The sequence below is a fragment of the Bacillus sp. EU55 genome (assembly GCF_038005925.1).
GTDB classification, from domain to species: Bacteria; Bacillota; Bacilli; order Bacillales; family Bacillaceae; genus Bacillus; species Bacillus velezensis.
The window spans coordinates 1566161-1583192 of the sequence record NZ_JBBOUE010000001.1 but is presented as its reverse complement, the minus strand read 5'-3'; the positions used below and the strand labels follow the sequence as shown (position 1 = coordinate 1583192).

Annotated in this window: 3 protein-coding genes; all 3 read right to left on the bottom strand. The window is 43.2% G+C overall.

Annotated features, from left to right (window positions below; genetic code table 11):
- Positions 1 to 28: 28 nt before the first annotated feature.
- Genes NYE50_RS08215 through NYE50_RS08205 form a run of 3 tightly spaced genes read right to left on the bottom strand, consistent with a single transcriptional unit; the run spans position 29 to position 17021 of the window.
- Positions 29 to 3877: an alpha/beta fold hydrolase gene (locus NYE50_RS08215; RefSeq protein WP_224988527.1), complete on the bottom strand. Its 3849-nt coding sequence runs from the start codon at positions 3875 to 3877 to the stop codon at positions 29 to 31.
- A 50-nt stretch (positions 3878 to 3927) separates the two neighbouring features.
- Positions 3928 to 11310, bottom strand: a complete 7383-nt coding sequence (locus NYE50_RS08210) for an SDR family NAD(P)-dependent oxidoreductase (RefSeq protein WP_224988525.1) — start codon at positions 11308 to 11310, stop codon at positions 3928 to 3930.
- Complete coding sequence (locus NYE50_RS08205) at positions 11310 to 17021, bottom strand: type I polyketide synthase (protein ID WP_318248546.1); 5712 nt, start codon at positions 17019 to 17021, stop codon at positions 11310 to 11312. The genes NYE50_RS08210 and NYE50_RS08205 overlap by 1 nt, the downstream gene beginning before the upstream one ends.
- Positions 17022 to 17032 lie beyond the last annotated feature (11 nt).

Sequence of the window (17032 nt, the reverse complement as noted above, 5' to 3'; positions counted from 1 at the left end):
TTCTCCCCCTGTACTGTATGTATCGTTTTCATCCTTTACTTACCGATTTCTTGATGAATTCTGACACCGCTTTATTAAATTCTTCCGGATGTGTGAGGTTCGGAAGATGCCCCGCTCCCTTAATTTTCTTTAATTCTGCATTGCTCAGCAGTTTCTGCAGCCTTTTTGTTTCTTTCTGATCAACTACGCTTTCCTTCTCACCCGTAAGGATAAGCGTTCTTGTATGAATGTCTTTTAAAAAGCCGATCGTAGAATAGCCTTCTTGTTGATGTATCTTCATAAAACGTTCAATAGAAGCATTTAAAAATTGATTACTGTATAAACTTTCATATTCATGCGATTTTCCTATAGCTATAAAATCATTTTTCAGTTTTTCCTCGACACTGCTTTCAGGGTCTTCTTCGTATTCGGTGTAACTTCCGGAAAGAATGAGTGTTTTTACTTTTTCAGGGTATTCATAGGCTATCCTCTGCCCTATCATGCCTCCCCAAGAAGCTGCCGCAATGTGGATCGGCCACGCAACCCCTATCTCGTTCAGCACTTCGATAAAAGTCTGAGCCAGCCCGCTCAGTGTAAAATCGGCGCTCCCCTCACTCAGCCCGTAACCCGGTGTGTGTATGACAATTACATTAAATTGATCTGCCCACTCTTTCATTTGTTCTTTCCACATGTAAGCAGTGGTAGCAAAACCGCAAATCAGTAAAATTGTTTCGCCCTTACCGCTCATCAATATCTCCATATGCCGGGCATTTTCTGTGTTTGCCAGAAAATGAACGGTTTCCGTTTCTTCTGTCTGGTAAAAAGCGATGAGTTTTTTTGCGGCATCGCTTTGATTGTGCTGAAGGGCTCCTTTCTTCAGTCTGCTCCAATAATGCAAATAATCGTCGAGATGACGATTGGAAGCCGTGCCGAGTATCCGGAAAGGACTTTCAGCTTCCGTAACGATTGACGAAGCATCAAAATCGGCTGCAATCGCTGAATCTCTTACCAGAGGCGGTGCTGAACGGGCGGATAACGGCTTGAAATCGTTTTGTATTTTTTCTTTTTCTCCGTATAACACGATCAGCTGGTGGCCTTGGCCGAGAAGCGAGTGTTCAAAAGCTTTGATTCCGGCAGTATTTTCTAATGGGTGAAGTCCGTACTCCCTTTTCATAATATCTTGAATGCCGGGATCAACTGTCATGCCTCCGTCTTTCCAGAAAGGCCAATTTACAGCGATGGTTTTTCCTGATCTTCCCCCCGCCTTTCTCATACATTCCCTCCACTCGGCAAAATGCTCCAGAAAACGATTGGCGTAGGCATAATCTGCTTGACCCAGACTTCCGATTTCTGAGGAGATGGAAGAAAACAAAACAAAAAAGTCTAAAGGCATATCTCTGAGCGCTTCATCCAAATGAATCACACCATTGACCTTTGATTGCAGCACCGCTTGAGCTTCCGCGTCTGTTTTATTCATAATGAGAGAGTCTTTTAACACGCCTGCACTGTAAATGACCCCGTTGATTTCGGAATAATCAGCACGAATTTTTTCCGCTAACTTGATGACCTGCTGCTTATCTGACATGTCAGCCTGGATATAAGAAATGCTTGCCCCGTCATATCGGATGCTGTCTAATTTTTCTTCCATGTCTGCTGTCATTTTCGATCGCCCGGCAATGATAACGCTGGCTCCGTGATTTGCATAAAGAAACGCTGAAATAATCCAGCCGATGCCGCTTAACCCTCCGATGATGAGATACACCCCGTTTTTTGCAAACTTTGCGGCCTTTTGTCTTGTTTGCAGCGAAGCGTCTCTATATGCTGTCACCCACCTTTTTTGATCGCCGTCATATTTCACAGCCTGATGATGTCCGGCACTTAATTCATTGAGAAGCAAAGGTGCTTTTTCAATGGTTTGTCTTGAAGAAATCTCAACCGTTTTACACTTTATATTCGGCTGCTCCGCATTCAGCGTTTTAAAAAAGCCTCCAATCGCGGCGTAAACCGGATTTGTATATTGATCCTTGTCATGTACGTACAGAATGTTGATGTTTTCTTTTGTTTTTTGACGGATCAAAGCTTTACTTAAATAAAGGATTGAATAAAAGCTGTGAGTCAGGTCTAACGCCGCTTCAGTATAAGCTTTTTTTGACAGGTAATGAATGATTGACGCCGGAAACGCTCCGGACTTTTTCATATCATCTAACAGTCTGGTGTAATGAGCAGACTGCTCCGGGTTAAATTTATAATGCTTTTCATTTACCATTTCATATTCAGCGGCGGCTTCCGCATAAATAACATTTTCACTCCCAGTGTAGTTGCGGATTTCATCACTCAATGAACTGTCGAAATCGAAAATCAAAGTATTTTCCTTAGACACTTCTCCGGACTTTAATGGCGACTCAATCCATTCTTTTTGTAAATACAAAGATTCAAGCATCGGCTTTTCAGACGGCTCTTTCGTTTGCGTTTTTTCTTTAAAAGCTGCAGCCGGTGTATTACGCACATCATATTTTTCTTCTAAATAAGCCGCTAAATCATGAATATTGTTATAATCAAAAAGCAATGTCGGATACAATTGTGTATCTAATCTTTCCTCGAGCATTTTCGATATATGCAGCAGCTGTTTTGAGTCAAGACCCAGTTCGTAAAAAGATTGGTGTTTGTCCGCTTTATTTGGCGGTGTGTTTGTAACCTCTCCAATAATGGATGACAGCTCATCTGTTAATGTTTTTTGACTGTCTTGGTGCAAAACTGTATCAGAGATAGAGTCTGTAATGTCAGCTCCGTATTTCTCCTGCAGATATTCCGTCAATTCACCGATTGTGGAGTAATCAAATAATAAAGTCGGGTACAGCTTTGTATCTAACATCAGTTCTAATTTTTTGGATAAGTCTAATAATTGTTTAGAATCCAAGCCCATCTCGTAAAAGGAAATATCATTCTTCACTGTTTCAGCAGGTTTTTCAATCATGCCGGCTATCTCTTGGATCAAATTATTTCTGATCATTTCTTTATTGTTCGTTGCGCTGCCGACTTCTTTAGCTTTTTGGGAATGCTCCAGCCTTTGTATTGATTTTTCATTTCTGACTCTTTTCACACCGAATCGCTCATAATAAAAAGCGAGCTCTCCATCAGGCCTGTATACTTCTATGTCCGCATATAAAATGTCTTTAGAAGGCGGCTGCGTTATACTGTTTTTATCAATATACACAAAACAAGACCCAGTTGTTTTATGCAGTGCCCGGAATGTCTCAATATATATAGGGATAAACGCATTTGTTCCTTCATCCGGCAAGTCTGATGTAAGGATTCCCAACAAGCTGAGAGACCCATCCAAAAATGCGGGATGCATGTAAAAGTCATCTGTATATTCTTTTGAAAGTCCGCTTAAACTTACCTCTCCCAGAATATAATTTTCACCTTCATATACCGTACCTTCCAATTTCATAAAATCTTTATGAATCAGGCCGCCCCTGCGCAAATTACGATAGGCGGATTCAGCATCCGAAATCCGGACGGCTCCTTTCTTTAATTCTTCGATTGAAATTGTCTTTTCGTTTATCGCATTTTTTCTTATGATTTCCGCCTGCAAGTTGACTGACGCTTCACCTTCCGCCTTTTCAGCGACCCATTTCCTGCTTGTTGTTTCAACAAGCCAGCCGTTTTCTTGTTCCGTAAACTGGAAGGTGACTTTTTTATCAAAATGGACTGACGTCGCAACAGGTTCACGGAATAAAACATGTTTGATTTCAAGACTTCGGGGGGATATCCCTTTCTCAGCTAAAAATCGTGTTATTAAATCCAGATACGTTACGCCGGGTATCGTACGCACTTGATGAAGGACATGGTCTGAAACAATATAATCGTCATGTTTGACTAATACGCTGAACCTCATGCAACTCGACAACCTTTCTTCTTTTACAAAGTAAAGAAACAGAGCAGGTGCTACTCTGTTTCATCAATAATTTCAAGAAGCCGTTTTTTATTCTGTTTGATTTGTTTTTTCCGATTTGAATCCGGCCAGTACTCTTTTCTGACAAACTCGGCAGGCGGCAGCGGAGTTCTGACGGAATGATATGAATCATCCAGGCCGCTTACCAAAAGGTGGGCGTTTGTTCCGCCAAAACCGAAAGCGCTGATGCCCGCCCTCCGTTTTCCATCCTTCCAGCTTCTCAGCTCTGTATTCGGATAAAAAGGCGACTTTTCAAATTCAAAGCGGGGATTTGGCGTTTCACAATTCAATGTAGGCGGAATTTCCTTATGCCATATTGATAAAATCACTTTAATGAAACTTGCCGCTCCGGCAGCGCTTAATAAGTGTCCGATATTGGTTTTTACACTTCCTACTCCGCAAAATTGCGTTTTGTTTGTGTCTCTTCGGAATACTTTTGTCAGAGCCTGTAGCTCAATCGGATCTCCAATCATCGTGCCTGTGCCGTGAGTTTCGACGTAGCTGACTGATCCGGGAGTGATATCGGCTTTTTCAAATGCATCTTGAATAACCTGCTCTTGAAGCTTAGGATTCGGGGTCGTAATTCCCATTGTCGCACCGTCATTATTAATAGCTGATGCTTCAATGATACCGTATATCCGATCTCCGTCAGCTTTCGCTTTCTCGAGCGGTTTTAACAGAACAGCGCCAAAACCCTCTCCGGGTACAAAGCCGTTTGCCCTTTCATCAAAAGTAAAACACTGACCGTCCGGCGAAAGAGCTCCTCCTTCTGTTAACATCAGGTAAGGAATTTCATCCAAAAGCAGATCCGCCCCTCCTGCCAGAGCCATCTCTGAATCACCGTTTTTTATGCTTTGGCAGGCTAAATGAATGCTGACTAATGAAGAAGAACAAGCGGTATCAGAAACCATGCTTGGACCGTGAAAATTAAAGAAATGCGACACATGTGAAGCAATAAAGTTTTGACTAAGCCCGACGATGTGGCTGCTGCTTTCTTTCGGCAGTTTGTGACCGTAGCCGCCCATTCTGGAACCGACAAATACGCCGACTTTTTTTCCCGATAATTCTGTTTCTTCATAACCGGCATCCCGTACAGTCTGTACACTCGTTTCTAAGAAATGTCTTATCAGCGGGTCCGTTTGGATGGCTTTCTCCTCTTCCATGCGGAAATACTCCGGATCAAAGCTGCCGATTCCATTGATAAATCCTCCCCATTTGCTGATGCTTTTTCCCTTTTGCTGCACCGGAGAGTAATTTTCTTCTATATTCCACCGGGAATCAGGTACTTCTTTAATATGATTCTTCCCTTTTCTCAGATTGTCCCAAAATTCCTCTTTATCAGCCGCTCCAGGGAACTTACATCCGATTCCGATAACAGCTATCTTTGCAGAGGAAGCCGTCTGCGGTTCTGTATTTCGGCTCGTCACAGACTGCATATCATGCTGATTGCTGCTTTGAGAATCAGTCTGTTCGATTTGTTTTTTCAACGGCGGCGCCGTCTTACCGATATATTCCGCAAGACCATGAATCGTGTTGTGTTCAAGAAGCACAGTAGGGTCAATTTTTTTCTGAATCATTGCTTCTATACGATGTATAATGCTGACAAGAAGTATAGAATCCACACCGTATTCCTGAAAATCCGTATTTGGGTTAAGCTTTTCAAGGGGAATGCTCAATTCCTCGGCAAATACGGCAGAAAGTTCACTGACAAGCCCTTCTGAATGATCAAAAGTGTCGGGAGTCTCCTGTCTTCGCACTGGAAATGAAGCCTTGCCGGTTTTATTGATATTCAGGAGACTGTCTGCATGAAACACTGTTCCTTTTTTCACGATAGGAATGATATTGGCCGATTTTCTCTCCAGTGCATGATACAAAATCGCCAGTCCTTCCCGTGTGGAAAGAGAGTCCAATCCCAATTCATCATATAAAGGACTCGTCACAGTACCCATTCCGACTTCTTTCCAGCTCGGCCAATTGATGGACGTGAAATACGTTCTCCCCTTTTGAAAATGATAAGCCGCGAAATAGTCCATATATGCGTTTGCAGACGCGTAATCAGTCATTCCTTTCGACAGTTTGGGTGACTGTGCAGCAATTGATGAAAATAGAATAAAGAAATCCAGCGGCCTATTATTAAAAATCCGCTCCAAATTCTGAAGTCCAGTGACTTTCGGCCCGTACACCGTCTTAAATTCACTCATTCTTTTATGAATAAAGGCCGGATTTCCGCCGCTGTGCAGTCCGGCACAGTGTATGACACCGCTTATATCTTTAAATTCAAGGCTTACTTGGTGAAAGAATGAACGCAGCTTCTCTTCATTTGTGAGAGAACCGCTGTAATACAGATAGTTGACACCTTTCTCTTCAAAACTTTGAAACAGTTTGATATTGCTGACTGTCTTTTCGTCCTGTCTGCCCTCTTTCAGCAAATGATCCCATTCACTTCGCAAAGGTAATGGACGCGTCCCCGTCAGCACAAGTTTTTTCACTCCCCGTTTCACCAAATCTTCAGCTATTGCTCTGCCAATGCCCCCTGTTCCGCCGGTAATCACGATGGCTTTATCCGCAGGAAATGAAACAGGCCCGCCGGTATGGATTCTTTCTTCTTCAAAATACGGAACATATCTGACGCCGCTGCGGTAGCATACTTCATTCTCTCCGGTACATTGCGCCCTTTCATTCTCAAAGATTTGTTTCAGCTCATGCGTTTCTTTCATGCTGTCTATATCTATTGTTTTCACATGAACAAAGCCGTATTCCGCAGAAAGGGCTTTCAGAAAAGCCGCTGATTCCGCCCCCGTCAGCTTTGGTTTTTCCGCTTTAAATACCTGCAAGCCATTGGTGATTTGTAAAATGGATAATGGTGTTTCCTTTTTACTCCGCTTAATTATTTCTTGTATAAATAAGAATTTACCATATGGGATGCCGTTCTGATTTTCACTCTGGTTTCCGACATCTGAGAAATCAAATATATTTTCGACCTGCCGCTCACCGCCCGAGAAGACCTCACGGATAACGTCGTATGCGTGGTTTTCATCTAATAAAGAACACTCAAACATTTGATCAGAGTGTTTTATAAATGAAGAGTGATGTTTTATGACAATCAGATTCTCCTGATCTATATCCGAACAAATGGTGCAGGCAATTGATTCTGTGTCTTGATTTACAAATGCTACTGTCAGTCCGTACTCTTTTGTTTCGGATGGATTTACAAACGGATTCTCCCTCCATTTTTTTTGCAAATGATGTTGAAAAGAATGCTGAGGGATCTCTGTCTTCTCAGTCCTGGACGGAACCCAATAACGTTCTTTTGCAAACGGATAAGTCGGAATTGAGATCCGTTTACCCGGCTGCTGTAAATGTTGATGAACGGATTTCCAGTCGATATCCGCCCCCCAAACCCATAATTGAGCCAGCTTTTCCGCTTCACCGTTCTCAATAATGGTCTTTACAAACAATTCACCTGCTCTGCCTTCCGTTAACGCCTTCATTTTTTCAGCAAATGCATCTGCTGATTGCTGATTAACATATACGCCTGGAACTTGCTTGTCACCGCGGCAAAACTCAAATAATTTATCTTTCATTTCTTTAAGAGAGGTACCGGTAATCGCCGCTCTGGCCTCCATCGCTTCTCTGCCCGATTGTGTAGTGTATGCCAGATCCCGTAAAACAACGCTTTCCGATTGGCCGGCTTCCATCACTTCATTCGGGAACATGTTTCTTATCGCTCCGGCATATTCCTTCAATAAGTATTCAGTAACCGCTTGAATGGAGGCGCAATCAGTTAATTCATACATCGTGAGTTCAATATGAAACATTTCGTTAATAAAATCCGCCATCCGGCTTAATTCCAAAGGCCCTACGCCAAATTCACTCAGGTGATCAGCAATATTAATTTCTTCCGGATGGATATGAAGCAATTCCGAAACAAACGGTTTGAGTACTTCATACACCTTTTCTTTCATATCAGGCTGTTTATCCTTTACTTCAGTACTTAGTGAACGTTGAATAAAATCTTTCATGTTTTCGGCATACTCAAGAAGACGTTCATTGTCTTTGGCAGATAACAGGACAATATGCGGTTCGTTCTCAACATGTTCTGTTGAGACGTTTGTTTCTTCATATTCTTCTATAATGATATGAACATTCGTTCCTCCCGCTCCGAATGAGCTGATCCCCGCTCTTCTCGGAACAGTTACTGTTTTTCCGTTTTCCTGCAGTTTCGGTTTCTTCCAGTCTTGCAATGACCGCTGTACATAAAAGGGAGATGCTTTAAAATCAATATTTGGATTCAACGTCTCCGCATGTATGGAGGGAAACAGTTTTTTCAGTTTCATTTGCAAAAGAACCTTTGTCAAACCGGCAATTCCCGCTGCGGCCTCAAGATGGCCGATATTTGATTTGACAGAACCGATTGAACAATATTGAGTGTGCTCCGTAAATTCCCGAAACGCTTTTGTTAATCCGGTGATCTCAATCGGGTCTCCCAGAGAAGTTCCCGTTCCGTGAGCTTCAATATAACTAATTGTACGAGGGTCAATACAAGCTTTCTGAAGCGCGTCCTGTATCAGTTCAGACTGACCATTTGGATTAGGAACCGTAAAACCGTTTGTTCTCCCTCCGTGATTGACCGCTGTCGCTTTAATCAGCGCATAAACATGATCTCCGTCCCTTACCGCTTCCGCCGCCGGCTTTAAAAGTACGGATCCCACTCCTTCTCCCGGTACATAACCGTCACCGCCCTCGCCGAATGTACGGCATCGGCCATCACTTGCAAAGAAGCGGCTTTGATTTAATAATGTATATTTATTCGGATGAAGCGTAAGATTGACCCCGCCCGCAACAGCAAGGGTGCTTTCTCCTCTTCGTATACTTTCACAGGCTAAGTGAATGGCGTTAAGAGAGGATGAACACATTGTATCAACCGCCATACTCGGCCCCTTAAAATTAAAGAAATATGATATTCTGTTTGCTATTGCAGAAAATGGAGACCCGACGGCCAGTTCATTTCCTTTAAGTGATTCTTCAACGCCGAAAAATTGATAGCTTCCATATGTGACGCCTGCAAATACTCCGACCTTTTTGCGGGTCAGATCTGAAGGTTTATAACCCGCATCCTCTATGGTATTGTACACTGTCTCTAAAAAGAGGCGTTCCTGAGGATCAAGAAAAGCCGCTTCTTTCGGTGATATCCGGAAAAATAAAGGATCAAACCGGTCTGGATTTTTCAGAAAACCTCCCCACTTATAGCAGCTTCCCTCCAGCATTTCCTTCCGGTCATCAGGAATTTCGCTTACGCAATCCCGTCCATTCATCAGCACATTCTGGAACTCCCTGATGTTTTCCGCCCCCGGGTATCTGCCGCTGACACCGATAATCGCTATATCAGCAGAAAGGGGGTCGGCCGCAATATGCTCTTTTGAACCTTCTCCTTCAGAGCGTACCGGCGCTTTTGTTTCCACTGGTTTTCTTTTTTGCTTTTTTTGATATGAAACAAGTACAGATCTGCCGGCCGGTTTCAGCAGTTTCATCATTCGTTCGCTGTGATGACTCAGGAAATATTCGGCTAACTGCGATATTGAATGATATTCAAAAAATAATGTTTTCGACAATCTGCCGATACTTTGCTCCAGCTTTTTGGTCAGACGCATGATCATCACTGAATCAATGCCGTATTTCTCCAGATATTGTTTTTCATCTATGAGTGAGGCCGGTAATTTCAATTCCTCTGACATTATATTTTTCAGATAACTGATTATATTTTGTCTTAATTCATCGTTTTGCAAATCGGCATCTTCCTGCTGCTCTGAATGAAAGCTGATTGTGCCGGCACGCTTCAGCACATCCTCAATCTTTTCTTTACGGCCTTTCAGGGCAACCAGCTGTTCAGATGATTGACACAAGCTGTTCTCCAGAGCCTGTATTCCGTCACTATCATCTAACGAGTCAAGACCGAGTTCCTGTTTCATGTAGGATACTCCTTCATCGTCAATATTCATCCCGCCGGAAGTCCATAGCGGCCAATTGACTGACACTACCCTTTCGGCAGACTCTGTCGCGGTCATAACTGCTGCATACTGATCCAGAAAGGCATTGGCGAAAGCATAGTCACATTGGCCGGATGAGCCGAAGACTGCCGATGTGGATGAAAACAAGACAAGTAATTCAACTTTCATTTTTTTAATTTCTTCCGCCAGCCACAGCGTGCCATAAACTTTCGAACCTGTGACTTGATCAATTTCTTCTTTTGTCTTTCTTAAGATAAAAGAGTCACGGAGTACGCCGGCACTGTGAAATACTCCATGTAAGGTGCCGAACTGCTCTTTTGCAAAAGCAAATATCCATTCAGCATCACTTTGTTTTGAAACATCAGATCGGATATATTCAACTGTTGAACCTGAACTTCTTAAATATTCGATCTTTTTCTCCTGCTCTTCAGTTAAATCAGAACGCCCCGTTAATATGAGATTCGCTTTCCATTTTTCCGACAGATGTTTTGCCAGAATATAACCGAGACCGCCCAGGCCTCCTGTAATCAGATAATTCCCATGATGTTTCAGCGGCTGAGTTAAATCGAATGAGCCGGCTTTATTATAGCTTTTCGTAAAACGTCTGCCGTTTTCATAGCGCACTTCAAAATGGATATCCCGTTTTTCGTCACACTCTCTCTGATATATGTCCGCTATTGCTGGAAGAGCGGCTCCCGCACCCTCTGATTGCGTGATATTGATAATCTGATAGTGAAAATTGGGGTGTTCCTGGTGAACGGTTTTCACCAATCCGCCGAGCGCATGATGCAGCGGCAGTTGTTCTTTATTCTCTGTTTGAAAAATATGCGTCAGCTTTATTATCTTTTTCCATTTTAGTTCAATCAGCGCCTGTGTAATATACAGAAGAGAAAACAATCCGTTTTCCAATTGTTTCTGTATACCTCCTTTACTCATGTCAGCCTGAGAATCAGACCACAAGTGAAGAATCTTTTCGGGCAGCTGATAATGATCATGAATGTATCGGAACAGCTTTAGATAATCGTGTTTTTTCACGTGGTTCATACAAATCGTATCATCATGTAAAACAGCAAATTCTTTTCCGCGGATGACAAACAAGAGAGTACAGCCCTTAAACAAACCGCTCAATTCTTGTATTTGCCGTTCATTTTCTGCAAAAATCAGGAGCAATCCCGTCAAGGGTACGCTCTTCTTACTCGGAATGAACGATTCTGTCCATTCCGGCTTGTAATATAAAAGCGGATGGTTCGATGCCCGTGATTTTTGATTCTGAATGGATGTCACACGGGCATAGCCTTCGTCAGCCGACATTTGTCCTGTTTGAATCAGATCAAGAATATCGCTGATTTGTTCACGTTTTCCGTTCATCATTCTTCCCCCATTAATTGTTTCAATACAGCCTTCTGATCAATATCATTGGTTTCCAATTGACGCAGGAGACGAATGAGTTCATCGTCCGTCTGAACAGTGTCTTTTTCATCACCATATCTGAATCTCACATCTCTGCACTCTGCCAGAATGTTTCCGTTTCCATCTGTAAATATCATATGACACGTTACATCACGGCTGTTCTGCCGGTTCTCTTTTTGAGTATAGACATAAAAATTTTGAGCGAGAGGCTGATAGACATCCGCCGCTCCCAGTCCGATCAATTCCGGGAAGGTTTCTCCGCTGACAAAAAACGCACTGGCTTGAATCGCGGACTCAAGCGCTTCAGGAGAGATCGTAAAATTCTCTCTTTTTGCATAAAGCTCATCCGGCAATGAATGAAACGACAGCATTCCGTCACTGTTTTTCGCTGATTCAATGACAAAAGGCGCTTCAGCCGGATGTTCAGTCATTTCTGATTTGACTTCAGCAATATCAAGCGCTTCAGGAAGCATACCGCTTTCAGGCTTAACAATATGCGCATTTCCCCTGGCAAGACGTACTTTATTCTCATTTTTTGTGTTTGCATATATCTCAAATCGCGCAAAGCCGCGCTCAGGCGTCAGCGTAATCATCAGTTCCCGTATATCAGTCATTCCGTTCATGCTTTCGGTCCACAATAAATCAGTCAATGTATGAACTGGTTGTCCAAATGCCTCCGCTGCATTGACGATAGCCATTTCAGCCAAAGATGCATAAGGGAAAAAGGACACGTTTCCTTCAGACAGACTTAGTGCAAACGGATGATTACGGCTGATTTTTTTCGTGAAACTGAACTGATTAAAATCGGACGTGTTACTCCCCAAGAAAGGGTGACCCGGCTTACTCACATCCGCTGAAACAAGTGCGTCCCCTTTTTCCGCTATCCAATACCGCTGTTTGATCAGCGGTTGTCCCGGAATAGAAATCCTGCGAGCATTCCGATTCACCTCAAAAGTCTCCCAATCTATCTTTCTTCCATCTACCCATTTGGATGCTGCTTCGGCGTAATCTGAACAAACGTGAGGCATTTCATTGTGAACTTCTGATTCGAATGTATGACCGGTATGGCTCAAGCTGCTTTTTTCACCCCTGATATAAGCTGAAAGCTCTTCAGCAATGACCTGCCCGGAATCTGCCACTATCGCCAGCCGTTCTTCCATATGATCGCGTCCCGTCTGAAGTGTATAGGCAATATCCTGAAGACGCAGTTTATGATTGTTATCCTTCGATTCATTTTCTGATAGAAAATCAGCCATAACCTTTGCATATTTTATCAGCCGTTGTTTGTCTTGGGCCGATAAAACAAAGATCACTCGGCCGCTTTGATGATCAAAAGCTTTTGGCGGCTCATACGCTTCCAATATAAGATGCGCGTTTGTCCCTCCTGCCCCAAAAGCGCTTACCCCGGCTCTCAAAGGATGAACAACATTGCTGTTTTGCGGAATATTCCATTCAGCCGCTTTCCGCTGCACTTGAAAAGGAACCTGATCAAAATCTATAAACGGATTAACAATATCGGAATGCAGAGAAGGAACAAGCTGCTTATTCTTCATTTGGAGAAGCACTTTCGTTACCGCAGCGATTCCTGCCGCAGATTCTAAATGTCCGATATTTGATTTCACCGAACCGATGGCGCAAGGATGGTTCAATTGATAGGAATCTTTCAGTCCTTGAATTTCAATCGGATCGCCTAATGACGTCCCTGTTCCATGCGCTTCAATATAATTGACGGTGTTCGGATCAATGTCAGCTTTACGAAGCGCTTCTGAAATGACCTCCGCCTGCGCATCCGGATTCGGTATGGAATACCCGCTCGCCTTTCCTCCATGGTTAACGGCGCTTCCCTTAATCACGCCATATATTTGATCTTGATCTTCTATTGCTTTTTTCAATGGTTTTAACAATACGGCTCCGACTCCCTCACCGGGAACATAACCGCTTCCGTCTTTTCCAAAACTCCGGCATCTGCCGTCACTTGATAGAAACTGTCCCATACTGAGGAACTTATATTTATTCGGATGTATTGACAAATTCACTCCGCCGGCTAATGCCATATCGCTCTCTCCGCAATGTATGCTTTGGCATGCGTAATGAATAGAGGTCAGTGATGAAGAGCACATTGTATCCAGAGCCAAACTCGGACCTTTTAAATGAAAATAATAAGACACCCGATTGGCTATTGAAGAATAGACGGATGCCGGCGAGAAAGCCGCTCCATTTTCTTCTCCTTCAAATAGTTGATATTGGCCCCACATGGCACCGACAAATACACCGACTTTCATCTTTTCCAGCATGTTTCTCGGGTACCCTGAGTCTTCAAAACAATTTTTGGCCGTTTCTAAAAAGAGCCTTTCCTGGGGATCCATAAGTTCTGCTTCCCTTGGGGAAATATGAAAGAAAAGCGGATCAAATTGATCGGCTCCGCTGATAAAACCTCCCCACTTGCTGTAAGACTTCCCTTTCATATCTCTGTCTTCGCTGAAGAAATCATCCATATTCCAGCGGTCAGGCGGGATTTCTGTAATACAATCTTTTCCGCTCTTTAAATTCTCCCAAAATTCAGGTAAGTCTTCAGCCATCGGATACTTTCCGCTTAATCCGATAATGGCAATGTCCTCATGCCTTGTATCAGCTGTTTCATTTATTTGGATCTCACGGTTTTCATCCTCCATGAAGGTATCTTGAAGTGCAGATTTCAATTTTTCTTTGTCACCTTCAAACACGATCAGCTGTGATGCGTTCAGAGAGAGTGAATCTTGAAAAGCTTTGATCCCATTGGTTTTACTAAGAGGAACCATACCGATTTTTTGTTTCATCCATTTTTCAGTTTGTTTATCCACTTTCATGCCGCCGTCTTCCCATAGCGGCCAGCCGATGGCTACTGAGACGCCGGAGCGTTCTTTTTTCCGCCTCATTCCTTCACGCCACTCAGCGAAAAGATCAATGAACCGGTTGGCCAATGCGTAATCCGTCTGTCCGATATTCCCGTACATCGAGCTGCTTGATGAAAACATCACAAAGAAGTCCAAAGGTTCGGTTTGCAGCAAGCTGTCCAATAAGACCGTCCCATTTATTTTCGGAGCGATCACTTCCTGAATTTCATCTTTTGATTTTTGAATCAATAAAGCGTCGTGCGTCACACCGGCACTGTGTATCACACCGTTGATTTCTCCGAATTGCCTTTTAATGGTTTTTATGATTCGCTCTGCATCGCGGCTATCTGAAAAGTCACCTCTTATATATTGAACCGAAGAACCGCCTGCTTTCATTCGGCTGATTTTGTTCTTTTTGTCTTCCGTAAGTTCAGAACGGCCCGCTAAAATAATATTGGCTTTCGTTTGGGCTGCGATATGTTCTGCAAATATAAGGCCTAAGCCGCCGGCCCCTCCTGTAATCATGTATACTCCGTTTTCTTTAAAGGAGAAACCTGAGTTTTGAGACGGTTCCGCTTCCCGTAAGGCTCGGACCCAGCGCACATTTCCTTCATAATAAAGATCGGTTTCTCCCGGATGCGCTTCTGTAGATTCGACTCTGATGATTTCAGCTGTAAGTTCCGGCAACGATGACTTGTCTGAAACTGATATCCCGATTGTCTTAAGGGCCAGTTTCGGGTTCTCAAGCAAAATAGACTGCCCTGCGCCATGGACTGAAGCATAAAGCGGCTGATCATTTTTATGATCCGCCGGATAAAGGAAAAGCGATACAACCTTTTTTTCCGCCTTGCTGCGCATCAATGCCCGGCTGAAAAAGAATAGCGGGTAAGCCCCCTTAGAAAGCTGTTCACTTATTTTTTCCGGGCCGGCAAATGACCCTTCCGGCCACCCGTAAACCACGATGTCGGGCATTTGCCCCCTTTTTTTCAGATCAGCTGCAAGCCTGTCAAAGTGAGCTTCCTCCCTGTGATCTATCTCATAAATACCGTCTCCGTGATAGGAGAAACGATTCCCTGATAAAACGAGAATGATCTGTGTATTTTCGAATCCATTTTCAGCATTTTCCCGCATAAAATGAAAAAGCTCTCTGTCATATTGAAACAGCAGGCATGTTCTTTTCTTTTTATTTCCGCAATTCGGGTCCCAAGCGGCAGCCTTTTGTCTCCAATGCGGCGTTAAATAGGTCAGAGCCGTATGATTCTCTCCATGATGAAGAGGGCGGTCTTTTTCAACGGAAGTCTTTTCGCCGCTCTCTGCAAAATAGTTTGCAAGTTTTTGAATCGTCGGATACTCAAACAATAAAGTAGGGTACAGTTCCCTGCCTGTTTTCTCTTCCAATGCCTTTACGGCTTGCATAAGTGTTACGGAATCGAGGCCTTGTTCATAAAAACCTTTTACCACAGAGAGTGTTTCAGGGGCAGTCCCTTTGATATCTGCGATCAGCTGCTGAATGTCTCCTTCTGTTATAAGAGCGGAAAGATTTTCGTTCTTACTTTCTTTCATGTCAGGCTTTTCAGCCGGTTGATTTCGCGTTAAGAAATAACTGGACATTTTTTGATTTTCTCTAATATACGCGGCGAGTTCCCGGATCGTTTTCTGCTCAAACAGGAGTGTAGGATACAGCTGTTCCCCTGTTTTGTTTTCAAGTTCTTTGACAATGGCAAGCAAAGAAGCTGAATCCAGGCCCTGTTCATAAAAACCAATGTCTGTCCTTATGTCACGCAGATCTATATTTGAAACCCCGGATATTAATTCTTTAAGGTGTGTCTCGATGCTTTCGCTTCGATTTATGATTGAATCTTTTCTGATCAGGCTGTCTTTTGGCTGAGAAGCCGCTTCAGTTTCCAAACGAGTCTGCTTCAGGTTTTCAATTAAATCTTTTGAGCGGATATGTTTCACAGACAGCCGCGTAAAATAAGCGATCATCTCCCCGTGTGCATCGTACAAACCGTAACTTACTTGGATGACATCCCCTGAATCATGATTTTGGTCTTGCTTCTCTATGTACACATAACACCTGTCTTCCAGGCGCTTCGTCATACGGAAAGATTCAATATGAATGGGAATATACGTTTTCATCCGGCTTGCCGGAGATCCTTGAGTAAAATATTCGGGACATGCCTGATAAAGGATCGATATGATGGTAGACGCATCAAGAAAAGTGGGATGCAATTGAAAATAGCCGGTATATTGATTGGCAATTTGGCTGAGCGTCAACTCTGCAAGTACAGAATGGTCAGACGCATAAACCTTCCCCAAACTCTTCATAAATTCAAAATGCTCTATATCAACCTTTTTTAAATAGTCATAACATATCTCCATATCAGCTTCACGGGCGGAGGCATGTTTAATTTCATCAATATTGATTGAACTCATGCTTTCCGGAATTTTCGGCATGAGCCTGCAGTTCATATTCTCATCCCAGCTTTCATCCAGGATGCGGTCATCTTTTACCTTTCTGCTCTTCGCATGAATTTCCCATCCCTGTTCCAATCCCTGAAAACGGATGCGGATTTCTCTGTCAAAGGTATCTGATGTTGCTACAGGTTCCAAATACAAAATATTCTGACACTCGAGTTCTTCAATAGGCAAACCTTTGCTCAGCGCCATACGGTATATCATATCTAAAAATGTGACACCGGGTATAATCCGGGTGCCATGCACCCGGTGATCCCTGACAATATAGTCTGTATGTTTAATTGTTAATGTGAACTGATAGTTTTGATTACTGGCCACCTGTCTCATTC